General features: G+C 38.3%; 21 protein-coding genes and 1 pseudogene. 17 read left to right on the top strand and 5 right to left on the bottom strand.

Annotated elements, in window-relative coordinates; genetic code table 11:
* Position 1 precedes the first annotated feature (1 nt).
* The gene (locus BLS33_RS01090) at positions 2 to 1,027 is read right to left on the bottom strand and encodes a zinc-binding dehydrogenase (RefSeq protein ID WP_089884427.1); all 1,026 of its coding nucleotides are present in this window, start codon (positions 1,025 to 1,027) and stop codon (positions 2 to 4) included.
* Between the two features lie 20 nt (positions 1,028 to 1,047).
* Positions 1,048 to 1,740, bottom strand: coding sequence for an orotidine 5'-phosphate decarboxylase / HUMPS family protein (locus BLS33_RS01085; RefSeq protein ID WP_089884425.1), 693 nt, complete (start codon positions 1,738 to 1,740; stop codon positions 1,048 to 1,050).
* Between the two features lie 209 nt (positions 1,741 to 1,949).
* Between BLS33_RS01085 and BLS33_RS01080 the strand changes: the two genes are divergently transcribed.
* The gene (locus BLS33_RS01080) at positions 1,950 to 2,609 is read left to right on the top strand and encodes a class I SAM-dependent methyltransferase (protein ID WP_089884423.1); all 660 of its coding nucleotides are present in this window, start codon (positions 1,950 to 1,952) and stop codon (positions 2,607 to 2,609) included.
* Between the two features lie 231 nt (positions 2,610 to 2,840).
* Positions 2,841 to 3,269 (top strand): FKBP-type peptidyl-prolyl cis-trans isomerase, encoded by a 429-nt coding sequence (locus tag BLS33_RS01075; protein WP_089884421.1) that lies wholly within the window; start codon positions 2,841 to 2,843, stop codon positions 3,267 to 3,269.
* A gap of 55 nt (positions 3,270 to 3,324) precedes the next feature.
* Here the strand turns inward: BLS33_RS01075 and BLS33_RS01070 are convergent, their stop codons facing one another.
* Positions 3,325 to 3,933, bottom strand: coding sequence for a pseudouridine synthase (locus BLS33_RS01070; RefSeq protein WP_089884419.1), 609 nt, complete (start codon positions 3,931 to 3,933; stop codon positions 3,325 to 3,327).
* A gap of 245 nt (positions 3,934 to 4,178) precedes the next feature.
* On the opposite strand from BLS33_RS01070, the gene BLS33_RS01065 reads away from it, so the two are divergent.
* Complete coding sequence (locus BLS33_RS01065; protein ID WP_089884417.1) at positions 4,179 to 5,669, top strand: PAS domain-containing protein; 1,491 nt, start codon at positions 4,179 to 4,181, stop codon at positions 5,667 to 5,669.
* 42 nt (positions 5,670 to 5,711) lie between these two features.
* On the opposite strand, the gene BLS33_RS01060 is transcribed toward BLS33_RS01065, so the two are convergent.
* Positions 5,712 to 6,575: a sugar phosphate isomerase/epimerase family protein gene (locus BLS33_RS01060; protein ID WP_089886131.1), complete on the bottom strand. Its 864-nt coding sequence runs from the start codon at positions 6,573 to 6,575 to the stop codon at positions 5,712 to 5,714.
* 261 nt (positions 6,576 to 6,836) lie between these two features.
* Between BLS33_RS01060 and BLS33_RS01055 the strand changes: the two genes are divergently transcribed.
* The 6 genes from BLS33_RS01055 to BLS33_RS01030 all read left to right on the top strand — a co-directional run bounded on the left by BLS33_RS01055 (position 6,837) and on the right by BLS33_RS01030 (position 16,729).
* Positions 6,837 to 7,394 (top strand): DUF4251 domain-containing protein, encoded by a 558-nt coding sequence (locus BLS33_RS01055; protein WP_089884415.1) that lies wholly within the window; start codon positions 6,837 to 6,839, stop codon positions 7,392 to 7,394.
* Between the two features lie 160 nt (positions 7,395 to 7,554).
* Positions 7,555 to 8,589: an LLM class flavin-dependent oxidoreductase gene (locus BLS33_RS01050; protein ID WP_089884413.1), complete on the top strand. Its 1,035-nt coding sequence runs from the start codon at positions 7,555 to 7,557 to the stop codon at positions 8,587 to 8,589.
* 439 nt (positions 8,590 to 9,028) lie between these two features.
* Positions 9,029 to 12,256 (top strand): SusC/RagA family TonB-linked outer membrane protein, encoded by a 3,228-nt coding sequence (locus BLS33_RS01045; protein WP_089884411.1) that lies wholly within the window; start codon positions 9,029 to 9,031, stop codon positions 12,254 to 12,256.
* Between the two features lie 19 nt (positions 12,257 to 12,275).
* The gene (locus tag BLS33_RS01040) at positions 12,276 to 14,051 is read left to right on the top strand and encodes a RagB/SusD family nutrient uptake outer membrane protein (protein ID WP_089886129.1); all 1,776 of its coding nucleotides are present in this window, start codon (positions 12,276 to 12,278) and stop codon (positions 14,049 to 14,051) included.
* A gap of 98 nt (positions 14,052 to 14,149) precedes the next feature.
* The gene (locus BLS33_RS01035; protein ID WP_089884409.1) at positions 14,150 to 16,024 is read left to right on the top strand and encodes a heparinase II/III domain-containing protein; all 1,875 of its coding nucleotides are present in this window, start codon (positions 14,150 to 14,152) and stop codon (positions 16,022 to 16,024) included.
* A 126-nt stretch (positions 16,025 to 16,150) separates the two neighbouring features.
* On the top strand, positions 16,151 to 16,729 hold the full coding sequence (locus tag BLS33_RS01030; protein ID WP_176801295.1) for a 2'-5' RNA ligase family protein: 579 nt from the start codon (positions 16,151 to 16,153) through the stop codon (positions 16,727 to 16,729).
* A 71-nt stretch (positions 16,730 to 16,800) separates the two neighbouring features.
* Here the strand turns inward: BLS33_RS01030 and BLS33_RS01025 are convergent, their stop codons facing one another.
* Complete coding sequence (locus tag BLS33_RS01025) at positions 16,801 to 17,568, bottom strand: DUF481 domain-containing protein (protein ID WP_089884405.1); 768 nt, start codon at positions 17,566 to 17,568, stop codon at positions 16,801 to 16,803.
* Positions 17,569 to 17,928: 360 nt separating this feature from the next.
* Between BLS33_RS01025 and BLS33_RS01020 the strand changes: the two genes are divergently transcribed.
* The 8 genes and pseudogenes from BLS33_RS01020 to BLS33_RS00985 all read left to right on the top strand — a co-directional run bounded on the left by BLS33_RS01020 (position 17,929) and on the right by BLS33_RS00985 (position 26,520).
* Positions 17,929 to 19,260, top strand: coding sequence for a TolC family protein (locus BLS33_RS01020; protein WP_089884403.1), 1,332 nt, complete (start codon positions 17,929 to 17,931; stop codon positions 19,258 to 19,260).
* 5 nt (positions 19,261 to 19,265) lie between these two features.
* Positions 19,266 to 20,483, top strand: a complete 1,218-nt coding sequence (locus BLS33_RS01015) for an efflux RND transporter periplasmic adaptor subunit (RefSeq protein ID WP_089884402.1) — start codon at positions 19,266 to 19,268, stop codon at positions 20,481 to 20,483.
* Positions 20,484 to 20,489: 6 nt separating this feature from the next.
* Entirely contained in the window at positions 20,490 to 21,233 is a 744-nt protein-coding gene (locus BLS33_RS01010) for an ABC transporter ATP-binding protein (RefSeq protein WP_089884400.1), read from the top strand.
* Between the two features lie 2 nt (positions 21,234 to 21,235).
* Positions 21,236 to 22,456, top strand: coding sequence for an ABC transporter permease (locus BLS33_RS01005; protein WP_089884398.1), 1,221 nt, complete (start codon positions 21,236 to 21,238; stop codon positions 22,454 to 22,456).
* Positions 22,457 to 22,462: 6 nt separating this feature from the next.
* On the top strand, positions 22,463 to 23,494 hold the full coding sequence (locus tag BLS33_RS01000; protein ID WP_089884396.1) for a sensor histidine kinase: 1,032 nt from the start codon (positions 22,463 to 22,465) through the stop codon (positions 23,492 to 23,494).
* 105 nt (positions 23,495 to 23,599) lie between these two features.
* Complete coding sequence (locus BLS33_RS00995; RefSeq protein WP_089884394.1) at positions 23,600 to 24,901, top strand: YHYH protein; 1,302 nt, start codon at positions 23,600 to 23,602, stop codon at positions 24,899 to 24,901.
* Between the two features lie 222 nt (positions 24,902 to 25,123).
* Positions 25,124 to 25,495: pseudogene (locus BLS33_RS00990) on the top strand (hypothetical protein); the annotation flags it as partial.
* A gap of 17 nt (positions 25,496 to 25,512) precedes the next feature.
* Complete coding sequence (locus BLS33_RS00985) at positions 25,513 to 26,520, top strand: hypothetical protein (protein ID WP_089884390.1); 1,008 nt, start codon at positions 25,513 to 25,515, stop codon at positions 26,518 to 26,520.
* Positions 26,521 to 26,531: the final 11 nt, after the last annotated feature.

Genomic DNA, 26,531 nt, shown 5'->3' with positions numbered 1-26,531 from the left:
ATCAATTGGGTGTTAATACACTTTTGACCACATTGCCCGAGTGCATCTCTTCAAAAGCTTGATGCCAATCGGAAAGGTTCCACACTCCTCCTATAATAGGTCTAACATCAAGATCGCCAGAAGCCAAAAGGGAAAGTACCTTTTCCCAAATGGGCCAGTTATGACTAAAACTTCCTTGTAACCGAACATTTTTTTGTACCAATTGGTCTAAAGAGAAATTAAGAGGCTGCGGACCCCAACCTACTTTGGTAATCTGTCCGTTTGGTCGAACCACTTGCAAGGCCATCTTTAACGTAGCACTGACACCTGCTGCATCGATTACACAATCAACACCAAGACCGTCTTGTTTCTTTGCCCATTCGCTGGCATCGCCAACAATAGCCTCACAACCATATTGTTGCGCTATTGCCAATCTACCGCGATCCGCTTCCAGACCAACAACAGCAACACTGGCGCCACAGAGTTTGGCCATTGCGGCACAGAGAATTCCAATAGTTCCAGGGCCTATTACCAATACCCGGTCTCCCGGTCGTATTTGTGAGTTGACCACTACTGCATTATAGGCGACCGAACAGGGCTCTGTTAGACAGGCTTGCTCAAAAGGTAAACTCTCGGGTACTTTATGAAGACACCTAGCAGGCACCCTTACAAATTTAGTCATGGCCCCGTTTACCCCATATCCAAAACCTTTTCTGGTCGGATCGAGGTTGTAAAGGCCTTGTTTGGAAAGCGGGCTGTTCTGGTCGATAACGGCAGCGGTTTCACTGACCACCCGGTCACCTTCTTTCCAACCTACGACATTAGACCCAAGTTCTACAATATGGCCACCAAACTCATGCCCAAGTACAACAGGGTAGTTGACGGGCCAACTGTGGTCGGCAGTCCATTGATGTAAATCGCTACCGCAAACACCGACATTGACGACTTCTAATAAAACATCATCTTGGCCTATCGATGGCTTTTCTATTTCACGAATTTCGACACTTCCTTTTTCGGGCGCGAAATTAACAACAGCAATTGATTTCATTAATTATGATTTAAATATTATTAAACTTCTCCGTATGCATGTATTTTTTCACATATAAGTCGCAAGGATCCTTCAAGATCACCATCGGCCGTTTTGAAAGAATCGGCGTCTATGGTCAACGGAGCCCCAAGAACCACAAGTGGCGCTCCAAATTCTGGACACTGAATTGCTTGCTCTAATGTAAGTCCGCCAACAGCTTGTACGGGAACGTTTACCGCATTGACCACTTCTTTTAATTGATCCATCGGACTCGGCATCTTTAATCCCTGAGCGGCAATGCCCCTACGTTCATCATAACCAATATGGTGTATGACATAATCGCAACCTAATTTCTCGAGTCGTCTTGCACCTTCGACCATATCAGGACAACCTAAATTGTCTCCCATTACTTTTACACCATAATCGGCACCCGCCTGCACGACAACTTTTATGGTTTCTTCGTGTGCCCTAGCCATGACCACAACGTGTGTGGCACCAGCTTTGGCCATCATTTCCGCCTCCAGGTAGCCGCCGTCCATAGTTTTAAGGTCTGCAACAATAGGTATTCCAGGAAAAGCTTCACGAAGTTTGCGAACACCGTGCAGACCTTCTGCCAAAATCAATGGCGTTCCGGCTTCTAGCCAATCTACTCCTGCGCGTAACGCGAGTGCAGCCGTTTCAAGGGCCTCGTCAATGTTCGTAAGATCTAAAGAAATTTGTACTATAGGTTTCATAGGCAATGAATATGTTTTTTAGTTTTTGCTCTAATTATAGGTGTTCTTTTACTTGGGCTAAATATAGCTATTTCCCGAAATAGCAATGGTCAATATTCCATTAGAAAAGTACCAAATGATTGATAATATCGTCGTTTTAATGGCGACTATCATGGAAATATTCTCTAAAATTAACAAAATCATAATTTCTATGGTATTATCTTAGAGGTATGAAATCTAAAACAAACGGCCTATCCATACTGCTATTTGCCCTGAGTTGTCTTATGGCATTTTCACAATATAATGAACAAGACTGGGAAGAACGTGACCTTTGGATGAAAGTCCCTGAGTTAATGAAATTGGCAACAATAGAAAAAGGAGATCAAGTTGCAGATATTGGATGTCATGAAGGTTATTTTACTTTTCACCTTTCCAACCAAGTTGGGCCATTAGGAAAAGTTTATGCGGTAGATATTGCCGAATATCGGCTTACCGAATTAAAAAAGCACATAAAGGACCGAAATGTGACTAATGTAGAAGTGGTTCTTGGGGAGTATGACGACCCTAATTTACCCAAGGGGCTGCTTGATGTGGTTGTAGTTATGGACACGTATCATGAAATGGAAGATAATTTAAAGATATTATCGCACATTAAAGAAGCATTAAAACCTAATGGACGTCTATTGATTCTGGAGAAACTAAAAGCGCACAAAATAGGTAAAAGTAGAGATGAGCAAACAGCGGGGCATACCTTATCAACTAATTATGTTAAAGAAGATTTAATAAAAGTGGGATTTAGTATATTAAAGGAAGTCGATGATTTTGGATACTGGAAGAAAGAAAATGACAAACAAATGTGGGTTCTGGTCGCGACACCGAAATCAGAATAAAATCGTTCTTCATTTATACTACATCCTCTTTCATTATTGGCGCTTGTATTTACTTTCCACATTGTCCTGTCTCGCCAACTAATTTTTACAATATGGTTAAGGTCACTTTTCCTGATCTATTTCATAGAACCAAATAAATATCATAATTATTTCTATAATTTTCGTTCAACCGATTGATAGCCCGTACCTTTGCCCTCGTTTATTAAGTTTATAATCAGTAAAAATAGATTTATGAGTAAAGTGAAGGAGAAGGATACAGTAAAAGTACACTACACCGGAAAACTAAACAATGGTCAAATCTTCGATAGTTCTGTAGACAGGGAGCCGCTTGAAGTGACTTTGGGTGAAGGCAGTTTAATTCCAGGGTTTGAAAAAGGTTTGGTAGATATGGAAGTGAACGAAAAGAAGACCGTAGTTATACCTAAGGCGGAGGCATACGGCGATGTTCAAAAAGAATTGTTTCAAAAGGTAAATAGAGAAGAATTGCCCGATACTATTCAACCTGAAGTAGGTATGGGGCTTGTAGCCAAAAATACCGATGGTTCAGAGCGCGAACTACGAGTCGCCGAGGTAAATGAAGATCATATTGTTATTGATGCTAACCATCCTTTGGCTGGGCATGATTTGACATTTGATTTAGAGCTTGTAGCCATCAAATAATAAGATCAGTATTTTTTGATCAATAGTATATAGAATAGCCTGACGGATAGTTGGGCTATTTTTTTTCACTGAATTGCTCATAAAATTTAGGAGTTAGGGGTAGCACCTTCCCAGGAGGTAAATCGTTTAAATGAATATTCGCTATTCGTACCCTGACCAAGCGCAATGTAGGGAAACCTACAGCAGCAGTCATTTTACGAACCTGGCGAAATTTACCTTCGGTGAGTGTAATACTAATCCATGAACTGGGCCGATGTCTTCCAATGCGCAATTGCTCGTTGGCTTTGGTAAATTCCGGATTATTTAAAAGTTGTTTGACAACACAGGCTTTTGTCTGGTATTTTTTACCGGAAAACCCAATTTCGACTCCTGATTGTAGTTTTAAGATGGCTTTACCGTCTATCACACCATCAAGTTGGGCATAATATTCTTTTTCTAGACCAGACCGATTAATGGTATCGCTTAATTTTCCGTCGCTTGTAAATAAAAGAAGTCCTTCAGATTTTTCATCGAGTCGACCGATTGGCATACCACCTTTCGGAAAATCATATAGTTCGGTCAAAAACCTTTTATTTCGAATTTCTTTGGTGTCGTTCGAACTGAGTTGGCTGAGCATACCATATGGCTTATGTATCTTATAATGAAAATGGTTTTCAGACTCCATAGAATTTACTAAATTATGAAATGGGAAAAATAATATTATTATTTCGTATTATTGACGCTTAAAATGGCCTCCCTATGGGTCTTATAAGGGATAACAAGTAGGGTACTTATCAATTGTGATGACATTTTGACTATTTTACGTTAAATATTAACTTTATATGATTCATGTCATATGCTATTTGTGTTTATTTTCTTACCTTTAAGTGATGCTTTCTTTTTCCCCTATTAACAATTTCATATGCTTAAATGATAAATACTACGCATACGACGGAGGTTATTGAAGTTTGCAAGCGCATTGTGAATAAATCATCTGATATTGTTTTCTTTTTAGATGAGGGTGTGCTGTTATGGTCAAATCTGGCCGGCAACGAATTAAGTGGACAATTATCAAGTCGGGTATTTCTTGATACGATCCATAGCGCTGATAAAGATAATGTGATATCCACATTACAAAAAACAAAAGAAAGCAATATAGGTGAAGCAGGCTGTACCTGCAGGCATTTTCTGAAAGATGATTCAATAGTGTCACTAGATTGGACATTTTCTTGGTTACCCGATTTGTCCATAATAAGTTGTTTGTCAAAAAAGAGTGAAAAAGTACCCTACTTTGAAGACGACAAAGTTGCCCGATTAGAGCATTTGGAGCGGAAGATTATGGAACATGCTATGGAAATCACACCGAACACCATAGAAGTTTTTCACGAATATATTCAAGGTATTGAAGAAATCTTCCCCGATATGAAGGCGTCTATTTTGACGGTTGAAAATGGGAGATTGAAGAATTTGGCATCCCCTGGATTACCCAAAGCATATATTGCCGCCGTAAATGGACTCCGCGTTGGCCCGAAAGCAGGGTCTTGTGGCACGGCAGCTTTCTTTAAAAGGCGAATTATAGTGGAAGACATTGCTACTGATCCGCTATGGGAAGATTCTAGGGACGTAACACTTTCTTTTGGGCTTAAATCTTGTTGGTCGCAGCCTATATTTAATTCTAGAAAGGAAGTTATTGCCACTTTTGCCAATTATTATGCTACTAATCGCAAACCCACTAAAAATGAACTGAAGCTTTTTGAACGATTGGCCTCCCTTGTAGGAATCATACTCGAAAATCATAAAAAAGATAAAAAACTACGATCAAGAAATGAATTGTTCAATTATGTACATCTAGCCACCAATGATGCGATCTACGATTGGGATTTAAAGAAAGATAACTTTAAATGGGGGGAAAGTTTTACGCGATTATTTGGTCATGAGTTAAATAAAGAACCCTATTCCATTTCTGAATGGAGTTCTTTGGTACACCCCGATGATCTTATACAAAATCGGAACAAATTCTTACTCTTTTCAGAAAATTCGAAGGCGGAACGATGGTCGATTGCCTATCGTTTTAAAAGAAAGAACGGAACCTACGCCTATGTTCAGGAAATGGCCTATGCCATTCGAGATAAAAAAGGAAAAATTGTGAGAATGATAGGTGTTTTAAATGATATAACGGAAAAACTAAAATATATAGAAACCGTAGAAGAACAGAATAAACGGCTTAAGGAAATTGCATGGGAACAATCTCACTCTGTTCGGGCTCCTGTCGCTCGTTTAATGTGGATTATCGACTTGATAAAAACCGAAGAACTCACCGAAAAGGAGAAAAAGAACTTATTGACACATATGCTTTCTTCGGCACAGGAAATCGATTCAGTGATTAGAAACATTTCAGAAAAAACAAATAGTTTAGATTAGTAACTCTAAATTAATCACGCTATTTTAATTTTCTAGGTAAATTTAATGGAAGCCAATTTTAGGGAGGGCTTTATGACTCACCTTTATCGCCTCTAGGGGCTTCATTGTAAAGGTTTTGTCTTGTTCAACCATATAATACTTCATTCCCGATAGTTTTTTATGTGCAAGAATTCTTGAAAAATCAATATTTCCATTTCCAACAGGAGCAAACCGACCTTGGTCGTCCATATCTTTAACATGCCATATTTTAAAGCGTCCCGGGTATTTTTCGAAATACTGTACAGGATCTGCACCTGCTTTGGTTACCCAATAAAGGTCCATTTGAAAATTGACATATTTAGGATCGGTGTGTTCTAACAAATAATCAATGGGCACAATACCATCCTTATCCTTTTTAAATTCAAAATCATGGTTATGATATAATAATTTCAAACCAGCGGCTTTACATTTTTTTCCTATCGTGTTGATTATGTTGGCCAAATTGGCGGCACCACCGGTCATACCCATAGATTGACTGGTTTGGTCATACTTGAAAAGCCCCATCGGTGGTATCGGAATTACGAAATACTTGAACCCCGCAGCTTTTACATCGGCGATCATGGCGTCTGCATTTTCCAAGGTAACCGTAGCTTGGTGGGAACTGATAGGTCGCAAATCCAATTCCTTGAGAAGTTGTTTGAAATCCTTTGGAGTCATATCGTAAAATTTGCCATCAGCATACCCTGCCGCTTCAATATTTTTATAATTTGCATCCGACACGGCCTGTAACGTAGCTCTGACATTGGTTCCCATATCATCGCGAACCGTATAAAGTGCCAGTCCTCCAAATTTCTTTTGAGCCTCTCCCGTTAATGTTCCAACTAAAAAAAATATAGCAATTACGAACTTGGCGGTGGTAGTAAACATGGTTTTCATAAGTCATTGGGTTCAGTTCCAAAAGTAACCAATGTTTGCAAATTATTGAGTCAAATATCGGGAAATGTAAAAGCTCAAAGGTTTGAAGTATAGCCAATCGATTTTCACAAAAGCTCTTTTATCATTTTGTTGCAAATCGAAACCGATTCTCTTTCTTTCTATGCCACCAAAAGACTGTTCGTGAACTTTAGGAAAATTTTAAAAACAAATACCTGGAATATGATTAAATTAAGGTAGCTTAAAAAGATAACAATGATGAAAACTAAAGTACTACTATTATTCACGGCAATCGCCGTCATGAGTTGTGGCTCACATTCAAAGAAAACGGTTTCTCAAGCTCAAAGCCAACAATTGGATGACTTAATGGCCAACAAATCCTTTGAAATCGTATCCGATTGGGCTTCTCCACTGGCAACATCTAGCTTGAACAGTGTTGCTAACGCCGGTCTAATGGGCCCTGGCAGCAATGCAGGTCATATCAACTTAATTGGGAATTCCAATTATTTGCGCATAGAAGGTGATAGTGTATCAGCTTATTTGCCTTATTTTGGTGAACGACAGATGGGTGGTGGCTATGATAGTGATAACGGTAATATTCAATTTGAAGGAGTACCTGAAGATTATGAAATCTCTCAAGATGAACAAACAAAGCGGTACGAAATAAGTTTTAAGATAAGACGAAAGGCTGAAAATTTCACGGTTCGGGCCATTTTAATGCCTAATTTATCAAGTACTTTCAACGTCAACAGTTCACAGCGATTTCCAATTCGGTATCAGGGTAAGGTTTCTAAAATTTCAAAGGAGGAGTAAAGACTTTTTTAGCTGACCAACCTAATGCGATGATTTTAATATTCGAGGAATATCAGGTCATTCGAATTGTAAAACTTTAAGAATTATTTTAGTATTTCCATGATTAAGATTTTGACACCTATTACGACCAAATCAATACCGTAATAAATTGAGTATACTTATGACGAAACAAAGTGAAAAAATTCCATATTCTATATTAGAGTTGGCTACAGTAGGTGAGGGCTTTGAACTGATCGATGTCTTTAACAATAGCCTTAAACTGGCTCAAGAAGCAGAAAAACTTGGGTATTCTAGATTTTGGTTGGCCGAACATCATAATATGATCAGCATTGCCAGTTCTGCCACTTCAGTATTGATTGGCCATATCGCCGGGGGTACTAAAAGCATACGCGTAGGATCTGGCGGTATTATGTTGCCAAATCATTCTCCCTTACTCATCGCCGAACAATTCGGCACCCTCGGTTCGTTATATCCCAAACGTATTGACCTCGGCTTGGGAAGAGCTCCAGGAACCGACCAACTCACGGCTCAGGCTATCCGTTCAGACCGAACGCAGGCGGTGTATAATTTTCCCGAAGAAGTTGGGCGAATTCAAAAGTATTTTTCAAAAGAAAACAGGAGTTCCAAAGTGAGAGCAACGGTGGCCGAGGGCGTAGACGTTCCGTTATATATATTGGGTTCAAGTACCGATAGTGCGCACTTAGCAGCTAGAAAAGGATTGCCATATGTGTTCGCAAGTCATTTTGCCCCCACACATTTATTCGAAGCGTTGCATATTTATTACAATAATTTTGAACCTTCGGCATATTTGGAGGCCCCCTATACCATGGCTTGCATCAATGTTATTGCTGCCGATACCGATGCTGAGGCCGAGCGAATATCAACTTCAATGTTACGTCTGATGGTAGGCGTGATGACCGGTCTAATGGATTATCTTAAGGCTCCCATTGAAATGACCCCTGAATTGCGACAAATTTCCCAAGACCCAGCTTTTCAACGTATGTTGAAATATGCCTTCGTGGGGAGTAAGGAAACGGTGGGTAAAAGAACTCAGTCTTTTATAGAGGAAACCGGAGTTAACGAGCTGATGGTAGTTTCCCATATTTACAATCAGGAAGAACGAATAAAATCTTTCCAAATTTTTTCAGAAATAATGAAAGAGAATCAAAGTGAACCCCAGTCAATTTCACTTTAAGGGGATAGGTCTGATCCTGAGTAATTTTCTTCTTTTTGTAATAATCCAATAAGAATATCCTCACAAGTGGACGTGAGAGGGACATTTCTATAGGTATGATCCCTTTTTTTGTCAAGCCCTTTAATCGTTGCTCAATACAGGTTTTTTTTAAGGGCCTGATGCTTTATAATAAATACAAAAAAGATTTTTTTGTTTTTTTATTTAAAATCTATACCTATCTTCGAAAAGTTAAAAATTTGTTAACTGATAATTTTTAGGTCCTTTTCATTCTAATATAATACCAAATGATAGCAAAAATTAAGAGCTGTTAAAAATATATAGCTGTTGTTTGGCAATTCAATATTAGTGACAATTAGGATATTGTATAAATTTCGGGAACAAATGAACTACAAGTGCAACCAGAGTATCTCAACTATTTTTTAAACTAACTTAATTTATTATGATGAAAAATCGCTTACAAAAACTGATGCCAAAAGCGACGGGCTTTCTTCTGCCTGTTTTGCTTTTTTCGATGGGCATTCCAACTACATTCGCTCATGCGGATTTAAATGAACCAAGTTCTTTATCGGAAAAAATACAATCGATTGTAAATGGTACGGTCACAGATGAGGACGGCATTCCCTTACCAGGTGCAAGTGTCGTTGTAAAAGGAACATCAACCGGTGCCGTCACCGATTTTGATGGTAATTATTCGATTGAGGTGGCTTCCGATGCCGTTTTGATATTTAGCTATATAGGGTATACAACAACCGAAATAGCCGTTGGAGGACAATCCACTGTGAACGCAAGTCTACCTATCGATGCCGGTCAACTCGAAGAAGTTGTTGTTGTAGGTTATGGTACCCAGAAAAAGAAGAACTTGACAGGTTCGGTGGGTATTGCCGACGCAGAGCGCCTCGAGAACAGGCCCATTACCTCTGCAGGGCAAGGGTTACAGGGGGTCGTTCCCAACCTTAATATCTCGATAAGAAATGGGGATCCTACCGAATCTGCCGAATTTAACATTAGAGGCTTCACCTCAATTAATGGTGGAAGTCCCTTAATATTGGTGGATGGGGTGCCTATGGATTTGGAACGTATCAATCCGAACGATATTAAAAGTGTTTCCGTACTTAAAGATGCCTCTGCAGCGGCCGTTTACGGTGCAAGGGGGGCTTTTGGGGTAATCTTGGTAGAAACAAAAAAAGGAAGAGCAGGTAAAACAACCATTAATTTCAGTACCCAACAATCGTATGCGAAACCGATATTTCATATCGATCCAGTAACCGACCCCTATGATCTGGTTACATATATTAACAAAGCTACGGTTAACACTAGTGGACAGCCAAGGTATGACGATGAATTCGTAGCAGGTACACTTCGCTATTCTCAGAATCCAACATTCGAAAATGCTTGGGATGTGGTTAACGGTAATTTACGCTTTTATGGTGATAACGATTATAACAATAAAGCAATAGCCGATTTTAGTCCCCAACAGACGTATGACTTTAGTATAAGTGGCGCTACCGAAAAGGCGTCTTATTATGTTTCTTTTGGTTATCTGAGTAAAACGGGCTATATTAATAATACCGAAAAAAATGAGAAGTTTAGTCGTTATAACATCTTGATGAAGACCGATTATCAGGTCAATGACTGGCTGAATCTAGATTCTAAAATTGTGTATAACAATCAAAATAGCGATAAACCGCACTTTTACAATTGGGATGTTAACATTAATACGGTAGCTAGGGTTACAGCAATAACGCCGCTAGAATTTCCCGATTTACCGTACTACCAAACACCGGGTGACCGTGCAACCTACGAGCCTCTAATCGGTAAATATTTTGGTACCTTTTTTCCTTATTTGGAAGATGGTGGCCGAGATACCTTTGTCGCTGGTGATCTTTGGTTGACCCAAGGAGTTACTTTAGATCCCGCTCCAGGGCTAAAAATCAGAAGTAATTTCTCATACAATAGCTTTAACAGAAATGAAAAGCAAGTTGCCAGTAAAATTGAAATCGTAAGTACCGATCTTAATGCAGATCCTATACTTACCAATGGTCTTAGCGGTAATGATTTTATTGAGGAAAACAATGACCGTAACGAGTATTATGTTTTTAATGCCTTTGCGGAATACGAATTTAATGCAGATCGTACCGAGAAAGACCACTTTGTTAAAGCCATGATCGGTTTTAACCAAGAATGGGGACATAAGCGTTACTTTTCTGCTCGTGCCCAAACTCTGATAACCCCTTTAATTACCAATATAAGTGCCACCACTGGGGCTCAAACTACGGGTGGGAATGAATCTGACTTTTCTCTAAGAGGTGCTTTCTATCGTTTTAATTATATTTATAAGGACCGATACCTGTTTGAAGCCAATGGTCGCTATGATGGCACTTCCCGTTTCCCTACCGATGATCGCTTTGGTTTCTTCCCTTCGTTCTCTGCGGGATGGATTGTTTCAGAAGAATCCTTTATGGAGAACGCAAGCGGATGGTTGGATCAATTTAAGATACGTGGTTCTTGGGGGTCTTTGGGTAACCAAGCAGTAGAAGAAGAGTACGGAAATTACCCTTACATTTCTAGCTTAAATTCAAATACATCGCCATATATTTTAGGTTCAGGAAGAACGCCCTATGTCAGTCCAGGAGGTCTAGTGAGTCCGACCTTAACGTGGGAAACTGTAGAATCAAAGAACCTCGGAGTGGATTTGTCACTGTTTAAAAACAAGCTTGCCATTAATGCGGATTTTTATACCCGTGATACGAAAGACATGTTGATGTCAATTGAATACCCAGGTATTTTGGGCACAAATGGACCAGCTTTCAACGCAGCAGATTTGCGAACCAAAGGTTGGGAACTTTCCCTTACATGGCGAGATACCTTTGGAGATCATGGCCGTTGGGGCTTAAATCTTGCCTTGTCTGACAGCCAATCGGAAATCACTAAATATATTAATCCAGAGGGAGCACTTTCAGAGTTTTATGTAGGTCAAAAACTTGGTGAAATTTGGGGTTATGAAACCGTTGGTATTTTTCAAACAGATGCCGAGGTGGCCGCTGCACCGGATCAATCTCCTATTGGAAACAACTGGTCGGCAGGTGATATGCAGTATGCTGATTTAAACGGTGATGGTAAAATAGATAGCGGAAGTTCAACGCTTGGAAATTCAGGTGACCGTAAAGTAATTGGGAATGAGACGGCACGTTATTCCTTTGGAATCAACCCCGATATCAAATATAAAAATTGGTCATTAGATTTATTTTTTCAGGGGCTGTTTAGAGATTACCTACCGAGCAACGGTAACTGGAATGCCTTTTACCCGAACAACGCCAACCTTGTTGAGAAGTACTATCTAACGGAATCATGGAGCCCCGATAATCCGAATGCATATTTTGCAAAACCATTGATCGGTACTTCTGACAAACGTAATATTTTACCACAATCGCGTTATGTTCAAAACGCCGCTTATATACGACTTAAAAATGTTACGCTAAGTTATAATCTGCCGAGTACATTACTTGAAGATTTAGGTATGAGCAAGGGCCAGTTATACCTATCAGGTCAAAACTTATGGGAATCTACGAAAATGCATAAACCGCTAGATCCCGAATCGATATTTACCGTGACGCAAGAATACTATTTACAGCGAATAATCACTTTTGGAGTCAATGTATCCTTTTAATCAAAAGAAAATATATACTATGAAAACTAATAGAATTAAAAATATAATGTGGTTTGCAGCTATACTTCTTTTGCTCGGCTGCAATGATGACTTTTTGGAAAGAACACCACTAGACAGCGTAAGTGATGGTACATTTTGGGCCACCGAAAGTGACCTACAGGTGTATAATAATAACTTCTATAACATGGCAAGGCAAGACCATGAAGTACCCCCAATGATGGGTCATGCAGATGGTTTTAATAGTCATAAATATGGCATTTGGTATCTGGATGAGGCTTCCGATAACATCGTAGCAAACCATAGCCGACATGATAGGTATCGTTCTTTGCGAGCAGGCATTCATGTAGTGCCCGATGGTGCCCAATGGTATGGTTACTCCGGATGGAACTTTTTACGTTCCTTAAATATTGGTTTGGAGAAGTACGATCTTGCCAATGTTTCCGAAGAAATCAAGGATAAATATCGAGCAGAAGCGCGTCTTTTTAGAGGGTGGTTCTACGCCGACAAGGTATCAAAATTCGGTGACATCACTTGGGTTGATGAAGAATTAGCAACTGACTCCGAAGAATTAAATAGTACCAGAACACCACGTGATGAGGTTATGACAAACGTATTGGAAGATTTAAATTTTGCTGTAGCAAACATTCCTGAATCCTGGGGTGATGGAGGCAATCATGGTCGTTTGAACCGATGGGCGGCATTATTGGTCAAGTCACGAATCTGCCTTTTTGAGGGCACTTGGCAAAAATACCATGGCGGTAGCAATAGTGATATGTGGCTTACCGAAGCTGCAAATGCAGCTAAGGAACTTATCGACAATGGCGGTTATTCATTATATAGCACTGGTGATCCCGAACATGACTATAATGCCTATCACCGTCAATTAGACCTTGATGGCAACCCAGAAGTTATTCTTTGGAGAAAATATGATCCGGGACAATATACGAACCACGTAATGTCGTATTGGAGAGGGTATAATGGTGGAGCTACCAAAAGTATGGTTGAAGATTATCTGTGCACAGATGGGTTACCTATAACATTATCAACCGATTATGCCGGAGACGCTACTATTGAAGATGTTTTTGTAAATAGGGACCCCCGACTACGACAAACCATTTTACACCCTGAGGATCGGGAGTTTTACAATTTTGGCAACAGCGGCGACTTTGTCTACCCTCGTGTCACCGGTATGGTAGGTGGTGAAAAGAGCGCAACGGGTTATCAGATTATAAAAGTTTACGATGTTGCAGCCGCTTATCGATCGTACAATACATCTTGGACACCTGCCATTACGTTACGTTTGGGCGAAGCCTTACTAAATTATGTAGAAGCGGTTGCTGAATTGGGTTCGATTACGCAGACAGATATTGATCTTACTATCAATGCTTTACGGGACCGTGTGGGCATGCCACATCTTGACATGGCCAATGTACCGGTCGATCCCCGCTATACGAGTGACGGCATATCACCATTGCTTGTCGAAATCAGAAGAGAGCGTCGTGTTGAATTGTTTATGGAAGGTTTCCGTTATGACGACCTTCGACGCTGGAAACAAGGTTCGAAATTAGCGAAGAAAGATTTGGGGCTTCTCTGGGATGCAGCGGCCGAAGCACGTTATGAAGGTGCAACGGTTAAAACAGCCGTAGATCCAGATTCTGGTAAAACCTATATCGATCCTTTTGGTGACTCTGACTGGGCTACACCTCAATTTGATGAGAACAAACATTATTTGTGGCCTATTCCACTATCTGAAATTTCCCAAAACCCAGACCTAGGTCAAAACCCTGGTTGGTAACAGAATGTATTATTTATAAAGACAAAGCCATCTTCATTCGATGGCTTTGTTTTTTTTACGACTTTAGCGTTATCCATTTAATTTAAAGCGAATACCAAATGCCATTCAAAAAAGTCTACCTATTATCATTATTATGTTTCGTAACTGTAAAAATATCGCTAGCACAAGAGGAGGTTACCGCAAATCTGCCAAAACTACAGAATCCGATAAGTGTACAGTACCTGCAGAAAAAACTAAAAAAAGAGGGTCCAAAATTAGTATTGAATCCCAAAATTGAAAAAAATCTTAAAAAGAAACTGAAATCGGATCCCGTCGTTCAAAACTTGTACAAGGCGATACAGGCAAACGCCGTTGAAATTCAAAAAGAACCATTATTGGTTAGAGAACTAGAGGGCCGACGATTGCTTCATGTCTCAAGAGAAATGTTGTATCGTATGAATATGTTGGGGATGGTCTATCGTATCGAAAAAGATCCTGTTATTCTAGCACGAATCGATGAAGAACTAAAAGCGGTCTGTAATTTCTCGGATTGGAACCCCTCACATTACCTTGACGTAGCGGAAATGGCTATGGCCGTGGCGTTCGGTATTGATTGGGCCGGTGAGGCGTTGCCTTCTAGCACGGTTGAACTAGCTCAAACCGCACTAATCGAAAAAGGAATTAAACCTAGTTATAATGAAAAAGGAAATACCGGCTGGGTAGGCGGTAACAATAACTGGAACCAGGTGTGCCATGGCGGTATGATAGCTGCCTCCATAGTAACGGCCGATAAAAACCCTGAATTGGCAGCAAAGACTATTGGCAGGGCATTAGACAGTATGCCTCAGGCACTTGTATCATATGGTCCTGATGGTGTTTACCCTGAAGGGTCCACCTATTGGTCTTATGGTACTTCTTTTACCGTTTTTACTGCCGCTATGTTTGAAAGTGCATTCGATACCGATTTCGGATTGGCCGAATTTCCTGCCTTAATGGAGAGTGCCAACTTCAGGTTACTCAGTAATGCTCCTTCAGGTTGGTATTATAATTTTGCCGATTGCGGGGATAAACGTAGTGAGCAAGGCGATATTACCTTGGCTTGGTTTGCCTCTAAAACGGGTAATAAAGCTTATTTTGAAGAAGACCGTTTTTTGGCACCTGCCGAAGGTATGGGAAAATTAGCTAGAAATGCCGGTGCCGGATTGGTATGGATTTCCCAGTATAAAGAAAAAGAAGATCAAGAAACCCCATTGGCCTGGAAAGGAGAAGGTGATAATCCCATCGTAATATTTAGAGCAGAAGCCAATGATCCCCATCAATATTATTTTGGTGGAAAAGGGGGTAGGGGAACGGTCAATCATGGCAATATGGATGGCGGTTCCTTCGTATTTGAACTTAACGGGGTACGTTGGTCCATCGACGCAGGTAATCAGCGCTATCACGATCTTGAAAAGACCGGCTTTAATCTTTGGGACAGGTGTCAGGAGTGTGAACGTTGGACGCTTCTGACCAAAAACAACTTCGGTCATAGTACATTGACCGTAAACGATCAACATCATGTAGTTGACGGTAAAGCAGTTATTACAGATTTTAAAGATGGTAGTCAACCAGAAACCACTATTGACCTAAGTGCAGCCTTTGAAGGACAACTTAAGAGTGCGCACCGTCGGTTTGTAAAAGATAGTCCGACATCGTTGCTAATAGAAGATACCTTGGAAGCTTCCGATTCAACGAAATTGGTGACTTGGCAGCTACTTACCATTGCCGATGTGGAGATAGTAAAGGGAGGGGCGATACTCCGTCAAGATGGGAAACAATTAAAATTGGAAAATTTATCCCACCCCGAAATATCGGTATCCGTGGTTTCCTTGGATCCAGCGCCACTAGAATTGGATCGGCAAATAGAGAACCTAAAACGCATCGAATTACGACTTCCTGCATATATCATGAAAGATCGTAAGACCACACTTCGCGTACGTCTTTCGGGCGACTAATGTTATTTATATAGCATAGATAGAAGACCAAATCTATTGTATTGAATGGTAAAAAGTAGTATCTTTTACTATACTTAACGACCTTGGTCAACAATTTTTGGCCAAGGTCTTTAAAACCATTTCATCGTGCTTTTTGAATTTGACAGCGACATTAACGAATACTTAGTAGTTGTGAGCCCTTCCGAAACCATAACTAACAATGTCTCCTTTTTTAAAAAATTATATCACGAAAGGTTCGGTCGCGCCCATTACATCAATTCAAAAGCACATATAAGTTTGTGCCATTTTGATTTACTAAGTTCACGTGAATCTGCTTTAAAACAGGAATTCGATATGTATTTGAACCAACTCAAAGGTTTCGAAATAGGTGTCTCGGGGTTTCACGGGTTTCAAAAGAATGGTCTAGTCTACTTGAAAACCGAAAAGGAAGAGATAATACGCGTCCAAAGATTATTGACAACCGTTCTACGCCAACGTTTCCATATATCAAAGCAAATAGCGCAAGTTTTACGGGAGCCTCATATAACCATTGCCCGTAGTAATAATGATAAACAATATACCAATAGCTGGAATTATTTTAAAGACATTACCTATGAACATAAATTTGATGTCGATAGAATAACAGTGTTGCGTAGAAAAAGAACCGCTGCTACTCAAAAATCAAGCTATAAACTGGCATTTGAAGTGGTTCTTGGACAATGCTGACTTCATTATAAAATTTCATAATCGTAGCGTTTAAGAACTGATAAACGTATACTTCCCTTTATAGCAATAGTTTACAGCGTAAAAGTAAGTCCGAGACTTATATTCGATGAACGGTCATTCTCGGCATTGGGCGAAAAACTGCTGTAAAAATAATTGTAAAGTGCCGAAACACTTAAAATATTGGTCAAGGGCATTTCGGCTTTCAATTGGCACAAAATTCTATGGTTGCCAATATAACGGTACAAAGGCTGAAAATATACAGTGCCCGTAAAATCTAGCTTTGCCTGCGTTAATGCATGGGTCACCGAAAAATAACTACTATTTCTATGGTTATAAAACTGTTGATCGAGCTCATCGATTTTTTCTATTTCATACATATAGGCATTGCCTAAATAGGCCTTGGTGTTTTCCTTGGATATCAATTTTAAACGAATACCTGCCCCAATTAAGTTTCTGCTCGTTATTGTCAACAACGTATTGTTCTGGTTTTGTAAAAATGCTTCTAAGCGAAAGAGATTCGATAGCTTTTGATTATACCGAAAATGGAGAAACCAGGAATTTTGAAAATCCTCTGCCTTACTTCGGATCAAGTTGTAATTACCGATGAAAAAGTAAATCTTTTTAAGGTCTTTAGATTTGAGCTGGGTTGTTACATTGGAGCCAATTTGCAAAATATAATTTCCATTATTGTCCGTGTAATCAAATAACACATCACTTTTCAAGGCAAAACGTACCGAATCGCGCTGCATACGTTTTGATTCAATATTGACCAATTGGCTATTTGCATATTGGTAAAAACAGGCAATCACGATTAGAAGGCAGATGTTTTTTAAGGGCATTATGAGCTATTTTAAAAGTTGCAAAGGTATCCAAATTCCATATAACTTACCAGAACCGACCGCTTAGTGATTGCTATGTGGGTTTCGAACAATGTCTTTGAAAAGTTGTGCATCTTACTAAAAATTTGTCTAATTATAAAGTAGTTTAAAAATGGAGGGAATGCTAGACTCAGCATCCGATCTTATAAATTAGAGTTACCCACATGACGTGAAATATTGATTGAGCTTCTGCCAAAACTTATAATTTTCCATCGATAGAATTAGACTTTTTGTATAGCAAATCTATCAGAACTTCTATTTCCTTTTAAAATACTGTAGTATATGTTGACTTTTGGAGTGTAAATTATAATACGCTCAATAATGAAAATATTTTCACTTATATTATTTCTCTGTGGCACATTACTGGTATCGGCACAAGAGGTGGCCGATAATCAGCCAACCAAAATCTGGTCATTACAAGATTGTATCACGTATGCCATAGACAACAACATTACCGTAAAGGATGCCAACCTAAATGAAAGTATATCTGAAGTTGATTACAGTAGGTCGAAATCGGCCAAGCTTCCTAATTTATTTGGGAGCGCCTCACAAAGCTTTTCTAACGGCACTACAATTGACCCTATTACAAGCGACTATGTGTCTGATCAAATTCACAATACCAATTTAGGTATCAATAGTTCTATGACCCTGTTTCAAGGAAATCAGCTGAATAACCAGGTCCAACAAAATAAGTTATTACTAGAAGAAAATAGTTTATTAGCTGAAGAAGCCAAGAACAGTATTGTTATTAGCATTCTTGAATCTTATTTACAAACACTATATAGTAAGGAAGCAATTTCAATAGCTGAGAATAACCTTAACGCTTCCGAAAAAGAAGTTTTACGAGCCAAATCACGTTTAGAAGCTGGTTCTATTGCCCTAAGCGATTATACCGAGGCGCAAAGTCAGGCGGCAACTAATAAATTCAATGTAATTACTGCTAAAAATGATTACGCGCTAAACATCATCACCTTAAAACAACTATTGGAATTATCGCCTTTAGAAAATCTGGAAATCGAAACTATCGATGAGAATATGGATTTAATAAATCTAGAACTCAATAAGGAAGCTATTTACACCAATGCTTTGGAGTATTTGCCGGAAGTAGAGGCGAGCAAGGCAAACATTGCTATTAACGAAAAGGAACTGGATATCGCAAAAGGAGGTTTCTTACCTACATTATCATTAACCGGTAGCCTTGGTTCTGGTTATACAAGTTTAAGTGACAATATATTTTATGATCAGTTAGATGTCAATTTCAATCAAAGATTAGGATTAAGTTTAAGTGTACCGATTTTCAATAGAAATCAAACAAAATCTGCCGTACAAATTGCTTCTTTTAATATTGAAAAGGCTGAATTACAAAAACAGATGGTTGAAAAAGAAGTTATACTAAAAGTTGAAACAGCCTATCAGAATACGCTTTCATCTCAAGAACAACTTGTAGCTGCAGAAGCATCCCAAATGGCAGCGGAACAATCCTACAACCTAGCTCAGAAAAAATATGAATTGGGTGCTTTGAGTACCACAGACCTGGTGATAAGCCAAAACACGTTTACCAATGCCCAACAAAACTATTTACAAGCTAAATACTTAAATATTTTATACCATCAACTTTTACAATTCTATCAAGGAAACGAAATTAAACTTTAGTCAAAATGAAAAATAAAAAAAACATCATTATCGGCGGTATCGTCTTGGTAATACTAGCTGTTGTAGGCTATAGCTTTCTGAAAGGGAGTGATAGTGTTGTCATTGAAGCCAAAACGGTTACCGCCCAAACCGGAAATGTAACCACAATGGTCACTGCAACAGGAACAATTGAGCCAATTACCCAAGTGGAAGTGGGTACGCAAGTTTCGGGAGTCGTCGAAAAAATATATGTAGATTATAATAGCATCGTGACCGAAGGACAATTAATTGCCGAATTGGATAAAACAAATCTTAAGGCCGCACTTACACAAGCACAAGCAGCCTATGATAATGCGGTGAGTCAAAGAGATTACATGCAAACCATTTTCGATAGGCAAAAAACCTTGTATGATAATCAGGTCATCAGTAAATCCGATTTTGACGATGCCCAATATAATATTCAAACCGCAAAAGGCACCGTTACACAACGTTTATCAGACCTACAAAAAGCAAGGACCAATTTAGGATATGCCAATATTTACTCACCTATAGACGGTGTGGTGTTGTCTAGGGATATTGATGAAGGACAGACGGTTGCGGCAAGTTATAGCACACCGACACTTTTTACGATTGCTCAAGATTTAAGGGAGATGCAAGTAGAGGCTGATGTTGATGAAGCTGATATAGGCGAAGTAAAAGAAGGGCAGCGTGTAAGCTTTACAGTTGATGCCTATCAAGGCCATGAATTTGAGGGAACCGTCACACAAGTACGGTTAGACCCCACGGTAACCTCTAATGTTGTTACTTACACGGTTGTTATCAAAGCGGATAATCCCGAATTAAAGTTAAAACCCGGTCTCACGGCCACCATCTCTATCTATACCTTAGAGTTAAAAGATGTATTGGTTACCGAGGCCAAAGCCATTAATTTTAAGCCAAACCCACTAATTTTGATGGACTATAAGAAACAACAAAATATATCGGTAAAACCGCCGCAGGACAAACCGATGCCCGAAGAGGATAGTGAAAGTACGGTTTGGATATATGGAACCGATGGGTCCATTTCACCCAAAAAAGTCACCTTGGGAGCAAGTGATGGTGTGAACGTGCAGATAGTAAGTGGTGTTACGGATGGTGAAAAATTGGTATATAGTTTAAAAAGTGTTAGTAAATCTGAAATTTCAAAAGAAGCAACGAACGAGAGTCCGTTTATGCCACAACGACCGGGAGGTAAGAAAAAGTAAGCGATAATGAGCAAAGAAATCATAAAAATAGAAGATTTAACACGTGAGTTTATCATGGGAGCGGAAACAGTACGCGCTCTTCGAGGTATCTCTTTTACAATAAATGAAGGAGAATTTGTTACCATAATGGGCTCTAGTGGTTCGGGGAAAAGTACTTTGCTAAACATTTTGGGGTGTCTAGATCAACCAACTTCTGGAATTTACGAAATTGATGGGGTAAAAATGAAGGATTTAAGTAAAAACCAACTGGCTACTATACGAAATGAAAAAATAGGATTTATTTTTCAATCTTATAATCTATTGGCAAGAACATCAGCTTTAGAAAATGTAGAATTACCCTTGTTCTATAATAGTAAAGTGTCTTCAGAGGAGCGAAGGGAGAGAGCTATAAAAGCAATAGAAATGGTTGGTTTAAAAGACAGAATGGATCATACCCCTTCCCAACTTTCAGGTGGTCAACAACAACGTGTGGCTATTGCAAGATCATTGGTAAACAACCCAGTTATGATACTTGCAGATGAGGCTACAGGAAATCTAGACACAAGAACTGCCTACGAAATCATGTCAATTTTTCAAGAGTTAAACAAACAAGGCATAACCATAATATTTGTTACTCACGAACCAGATATTGCAACATTTAGCAATAGAACTATTGTATTAAAAGATGGAAATATTATTCAGGATAAACTGAACCAAAAAGTACAATCTGCCTCCGCAGAATTAGCAAAATTACCTAAAGAGGAACATTAATTATGAGACTAATAAATTTATTAAAAATCGCATTTAAAGCCATCGTTCTTAATAAAACAAGAACATTGCTTACCATGCTGGGTATCATCATTGGTGTAGCTTCAGTAATTGCTATGCTAGCCATTGGAGAAGGCTCTAAAGAAAGTATTAGAGAAACCATTTCAAGTATGGGTTCTAACATGATTACTATTAGACCAGGTGCCGATAATAGAGGTCCAGCAAGAGGAAGTGGTGGAGATGTACAAACATTGACGCTTAAAGATTATGAAAAGATCAAACAAGAAGCAACATTATTAAGCTACATAACTCCAGTAGTAAATGGTGGCGGACAAGTTATAAACGGTTCTAATAACTGGCCAAGTACTATTTATGGTGTAAATCCCGAGTACTTAAACATAAAAGTAGTGGATTTACAAAGTGGAAGTATGTTTACCGATGCCGAAGTAAAGTCAGCCTCTAAAGTTGCTTTAATTGGACAAACAGTGGTTGATAATGTATTTCCTGACGGTCAAGATCCCGTAGGGCAAATGATTCGTTTTGATAATATTCCATTTAAAGTAATTGGTGTGTTGGAAGAAAAAGGCGAAAACACCTTTGGTCAAGATCAGGATGATGTTGTTATTGCGCCCTACACAACCGTACAAAAACGTATTTTGGCTATTGATTATTTAAATCAAATAATGGCTTCTGCCATTAGTGAAGATGATGCTCCTGATGCAGTAACACAAGTAACGGAAATTTTACGTTCGCAACATAAATTAATGGATAGTGACGATGACGATTTTCATGTACGCTCTATGGAAGAATTAATCTCAACTTTTAGTTCAACTAGTGAGATGTTAACCATCCTTTTAGTAGCAGTAGCAAGTATTTCCTTGTTAATTGGTGGTATTGGTATTATGAATATTATGTATGTTTCGGTAAAGGAGCGTACTAAAGAAATTGGTTTACGAATGGCAGTAGGAGGTAAGGGCTCCGATATTTTAATGCAATTTTTAATTGAAGCCATACTAATAAGCATTACAGGTGGCATCTTAGGAGTCATCTTAGGGCTTGGTGCTACGGTATTCATCGAAAAATTCTTGAATTGGCCTACAAGTGTTGCCTTATATTCAATAGTAATTTCTTTTGCTGTTTGTGCTATAACAGGCATCTTTTTCGGATGGTACCCGGCACGAAAAGCATCTTCACTAGATCCGATTACTGCACTGCGTTATGAATAAATAGTTATGCATAAAAACAAAAAAATAATTTTCTTTTCGCACGCCCTGATTTGGTTTGTCTTATTCAGTCTGCCCTATATCTTGTCGTACGGACAGGAACAGGAAATTAACCGGATCATAGCTCATTTTTGGATTCCGTTGTTCTTTTATGCCATCATTTTCTATTTAAATTATTTCGTTTTAATAGATAGGTATTTTTTTACCAAAAAAACACTTGAATTTATCATCATTAACGTTGTTATTATTGCTTTTTTCCTATTGGCAAAAGAGCAAATAGAGAATAATTTTTTTCAAGACCTGACTAGAAAACCACAGGATAGCGAAAGAAGTGGACCTCCATTAAAAATGATTATTTATGTACAGATGTTATCGTATATGGCACCGCTACTTTTTGCTATAGCCATAAAGACCACAAAACGATGGGCAAAGACAGAGGCAGAGCGCAAAGAAGCGACCAATGTTAAATTGCAATCTGAATTACAACATCTTCGGTACCAATTGCAGCCCCATTTCTTTTTCAATTCGCTGAACAATATCTATTCGTTAGTGGATATTTCCCCGGAAAAAGCGAAAACGACAATCCATAGCTTGAGCAAACTTATGCGCTATTTATTGTATGAAACAAAAACGGAGTTGGTGCCGCTTTCAAAAGAAATCGATTTTATGGAAAAGTATATCGATTTAATGAAATTACGTCTCAGCGAAAAAACGAAAATAGAAGCCATTTTTCCTTTAGGGGAAACCAATATTAAAATAGCTCCGTTATTATTTATATCACTTATAGAGAACGCCTTTAAACATGGCGTTTCAGCGAATTCCGAAAGTTTAATATCGCTAGAAATGACTTGTCAGGAAAAAACGGTAATTTTCAATATTGAGAATTATAATTTTCCCAAAGAAAACGATGACAAAAGTGGTTCGGGCATTGGGTTGGAGAATTTGGAAAAAAGATTACAATTGCTATATCCAAATAAACATACTTTTCAAAAGCAACTAAAAGAGGGAATTTATTCGATACACTTGAAAATAGAAACCTAACAGGCACATAATTAATCTAAGTGCATAATTTTAAAACGAGAACCTATGTTGGCATATTTAATAGCTGCTGTAAATAATTAGTTTTTAGTAATTATACTGAAGTATATGAAGAACAAAATACTACTACTCTTTTTTTTAATAATAAACAGCAATCTATTTGCTCATGAAGGTGGACATGGAGTATCACTGAAACAGTGGGAATTGACAACTACAAATGAAATAGTTAAAGCTGATTTTATTAAGTATGAAAATAATGAAGTCTGGCTTGTGGATGGAAACCACGATATTAAAACATATAAAATTTCAGACTTTTCCAATGCAGATCAAAAGTATATTAAAACCAAAAGTGAATTCATTCAATCTTTAAATTCTCAGCCACCCTCAAAATTAAATTTGTCTCTTATACTTTTAGGTGGATGTTTACTGTGTTTCTCTATTTATAACCTGATAAAACGCAAAAAAGTAGTGCACTTGACTTATGGAATTCTGGGTGTAGCAATGATTTTAGTTGTTTCTTGTAAAAACATCAAATCAGACAAATCTAATGGGGTAAATGTTCCCCAAAACGATATTTCTATCATGCAATCATTTTTCACGAAATTTGATGATGTTGAAACACATGTAGATGAAAATTACCTCTATATTTCATCTAATGGGTTACCAGATCATGACATGATGGTCGGTATAACAAATTGGCAACAACAAGTACCTATTAATCAAAATTACAAAGGTGATAATAGTTGGGCCATACCTTTCCATCCAAAAATGGCAGAGAACCCGCTATCTACAAAAACAAATTTGCTAAAAGGAGCAATTGCTGTTGCTGTAAATGGAATTCCCATTTTTAACCCTTTAAATAATAGAGGCGAAGATGCTAATGCTATTGGAGAATTAGACAATTGGGGCGGACATTGTGGACGTGCGGACGATTATCATTACCATTTACCACCTTTGCACTTGCAAGATCAAGTTGGAGTTGGCAACCCTGTAGCTTACGCTGTTGATGGTTTTCCTGTGTATGGCGAAACAACAGATACATTGGATCAATATTTAGGAAAAACAAACTCAGATGGCTCGTATCAATACCATGCTATTAAAGAATATCCTTATTTAATCGCAGGTATGAGAGGAGAAGTGAAATTAGACCCAAAAACAAAAGCACCAGAAAATCAAGTTTATCCTCAACCTAGAACACATGAATTACGGCCTGCATTAAGACCATTGCGAGGTGCTGAAATTATTGATTTTAAATCTTTAGGAAAAAATTCATATTCATTGATATACAGTTTAGATTCAAAGGAATATGTCATAAACTATAATTGGGACAGTGCAGAAACTTATACGTATCAATTTATAAATCCAGATGGTACATCAACAGTTAAAACTTATAAGCGAAGACAAAAATGAGCTATTTAAAATTTTTAGTAGCCAGTGTTTTAATTTGTTGAGTGTCTTGTAAAAACAGTAACAAAGCGAGTACAAATGTGAATCATGATGATTTTAAAACAATCCATTCAAATTTTAAACTAACAAGCATCGCGATAGAGAATGGGGTTTTACTGAATGCTTACAAGTGAAGAGAAGGTAAATGATATTGAAAACTCCATACCGCTTTAATGGCAAAATGTACCTGATGGCACTAAATCTTTAGCTATTGTTATGTATCATTATCCGAAGAAAGATGACATGACTGAAATCAATTCATACTTGTTATTTTGGGGTATTGATTCCGAAACCACGGGAATACCATATAAAGTGGCATCTAAAGGTAATTGGTTTATGGGGGCTAATAAAGATGGTGCAGCCATATCATACACATCACCTTGTTCTCGCGGAAAAGGTAAACATGAATACACCATAGCACTTTATGCCTTATCAGAAACATCTACTACTTTGCCTAATAAACATAGTTTAGATGTAAATTATAATGTGTTTATGGATGCATTGACAACTGTTGAAATTATTGACAGAACTACTTTAACATTTGTAGATTCTAATTAAATAAAAAACAATCATAAATGACACATTTAAAAAACGCTATATTATTTTTTCTATTCGCCTCTTTTACTATGATAGCTTGTAAAAACGGTAAAAAAACCACGGCTGAAAATTCAGAAGTATACAATGGTACGGCTTCTGTATCTCAAGGACCCGCAACAATGGTAACTCAAAATATTTTTGAATGCGATAGAGGTAGAGAAGCTCCAATGGGAATATCTACAGCAAAAGATGGTAGTCAGTGGACTGTTCCTGCTGAAGTTAATTTTACCGATGATAGCTTTCCTTTTGCATCGGATTTGTTTAATCCTTGCACAAAAATAGAATATACATCTGCAGATGAAGCATTAGCAGCTTTAGATGGAACAGATATTATAGAAGTTGATGCCGATGGTGAAATAATTACGGCCTATGTTTTTGCCGACAACTATTTTGAAATGTACATCAATGGAATTCCAGTAGGAAAAGACAATGTGCCTTTTACGCAATTCAATTCTAATATAGTTCGGTTTAAAGTAACTACTCCTTTTACAATAGCCATGAAATTAGTAGATTGGGAAGAAAATAGTGGCTTAGGCTCTGAAGCTAATAGAGGACAAGCATTTCACCCAGGAGATGGTGGCATGGTAGCTGTTTTTAAAGATTCGAAAGATGATATAATTGCCACTACAAACTCTAATTGGAAGGCCCAAACATTTTATACAGCACCTTTAAGAGATTTGTCTTGTGCTTCTGAAGAAGGTACTTTAAGATTAACTGGTACTTGCAATACTGAAGATTCTAATGATGGTACATCGTATTATGCTTTGCATTGGAAAACACCTTTAAATTGGCAATCAGCAGACTTTGATGATAGTAAATGGCCTAAAGCAACCGAATTTACAAATGCTGCAATAGGCGTTGATAATAAACCGGCATACACCAACTTTATAGATGTTTTTGACAATAGTGCAGCAGATGCTCGATTCATATGGTCTACCAATGTAATTTTAGACAATGAGGTACTTGTTAGATACACCGTAGAGTAAATACAGAAAAA

This window comes from Kriegella aquimaris (assembly GCF_900103215.1).
Classification (GTDB): Bacteria; Bacteroidota; Bacteroidia; order Flavobacteriales; family Flavobacteriaceae; genus Kriegella; species Kriegella aquimaris.
Note: the sequence above shows the minus strand (reverse complement) of the source record. Positions and strands in the feature narration are given on the sequence as shown.

Excerpts from the sequence above, each read along its gene's own strand:
- BLS33_RS01090 (WP_089884427.1), bottom strand. The coding sequence starts at position 1,027 with ATGAAATCAATTGCTGTTGTTAATTTCGCGCCCGAAAAAGGAAGTGTC.
- BLS33_RS01085 (WP_089884425.1), bottom strand. The coding sequence starts at position 1,740 with ATGAAACCTATAGTACAAATTTCTTTAGATCTTACGAACATTGACGAG.
- BLS33_RS01080 (WP_089884423.1), top strand. The coding sequence starts at position 1,950 with ATGAAATCTAAAACAAACGGCCTATCCATACTGCTATTTGCCCTGAGT.
- BLS33_RS01075 (WP_089884421.1), top strand. The coding sequence starts at position 2,841 with ATGAGTAAAGTGAAGGAGAAGGATACAGTAAAAGTACACTACACCGGA.
- BLS33_RS01070 (WP_089884419.1), bottom strand. The coding sequence starts at position 3,933 with ATGGAGTCTGAAAACCATTTTCATTATAAGATACATAAGCCATATGGT.
- BLS33_RS01065 (WP_089884417.1), top strand. The coding sequence starts at position 4,179 with ATGATAAATACTACGCATACGACGGAGGTTATTGAAGTTTGCAAGCGC.
- BLS33_RS01060 (WP_089886131.1), bottom strand. The coding sequence starts at position 6,575 with ATGTTTACTACCACCGCCAAGTTCGTAATTGCTATATTTTTTTTAGTT.
- BLS33_RS01055 (WP_089884415.1), top strand. The coding sequence starts at position 6,837 with ATGATGAAAACTAAAGTACTACTATTATTCACGGCAATCGCCGTCATG.
- BLS33_RS01050 (WP_089884413.1), top strand. The coding sequence starts at position 7,555 with ATGACGAAACAAAGTGAAAAAATTCCATATTCTATATTAGAGTTGGCT.
- BLS33_RS01045 (WP_089884411.1), top strand. The coding sequence starts at position 9,029 with ATGATGAAAAATCGCTTACAAAAACTGATGCCAAAAGCGACGGGCTTT.
- BLS33_RS01040 (WP_089886129.1), top strand. The coding sequence starts at position 12,276 with ATGAAAACTAATAGAATTAAAAATATAATGTGGTTTGCAGCTATACTT.
- BLS33_RS01035 (WP_089884409.1), top strand. The coding sequence starts at position 14,150 with ATGCCATTCAAAAAAGTCTACCTATTATCATTATTATGTTTCGTAACT.
- BLS33_RS01025 (WP_089884405.1), bottom strand. The coding sequence starts at position 17,568 with ATGCCCTTAAAAAACATCTGCCTTCTAATCGTGATTGCCTGTTTTTAC.
- BLS33_RS01020 (WP_089884403.1), top strand. The coding sequence starts at position 17,929 with ATGAAAATATTTTCACTTATATTATTTCTCTGTGGCACATTACTGGTA.
- BLS33_RS01015 (WP_089884402.1), top strand. The coding sequence starts at position 19,266 with ATGAAAAATAAAAAAAACATCATTATCGGCGGTATCGTCTTGGTAATA.
- BLS33_RS01010 (WP_089884400.1), top strand. The coding sequence starts at position 20,490 with ATGAGCAAAGAAATCATAAAAATAGAAGATTTAACACGTGAGTTTATC.
- BLS33_RS01005 (WP_089884398.1), top strand. The coding sequence starts at position 21,236 with ATGAGACTAATAAATTTATTAAAAATCGCATTTAAAGCCATCGTTCTT.
- BLS33_RS01000 (WP_089884396.1), top strand. The coding sequence starts at position 22,463 with ATGCATAAAAACAAAAAAATAATTTTCTTTTCGCACGCCCTGATTTGG.
- BLS33_RS00995 (WP_089884394.1), top strand. The coding sequence starts at position 23,600 with ATGAAGAACAAAATACTACTACTCTTTTTTTTAATAATAAACAGCAAT.
- BLS33_RS00985 (WP_089884390.1), top strand. The coding sequence starts at position 25,513 with ATGACACATTTAAAAAACGCTATATTATTTTTTCTATTCGCCTCTTTT.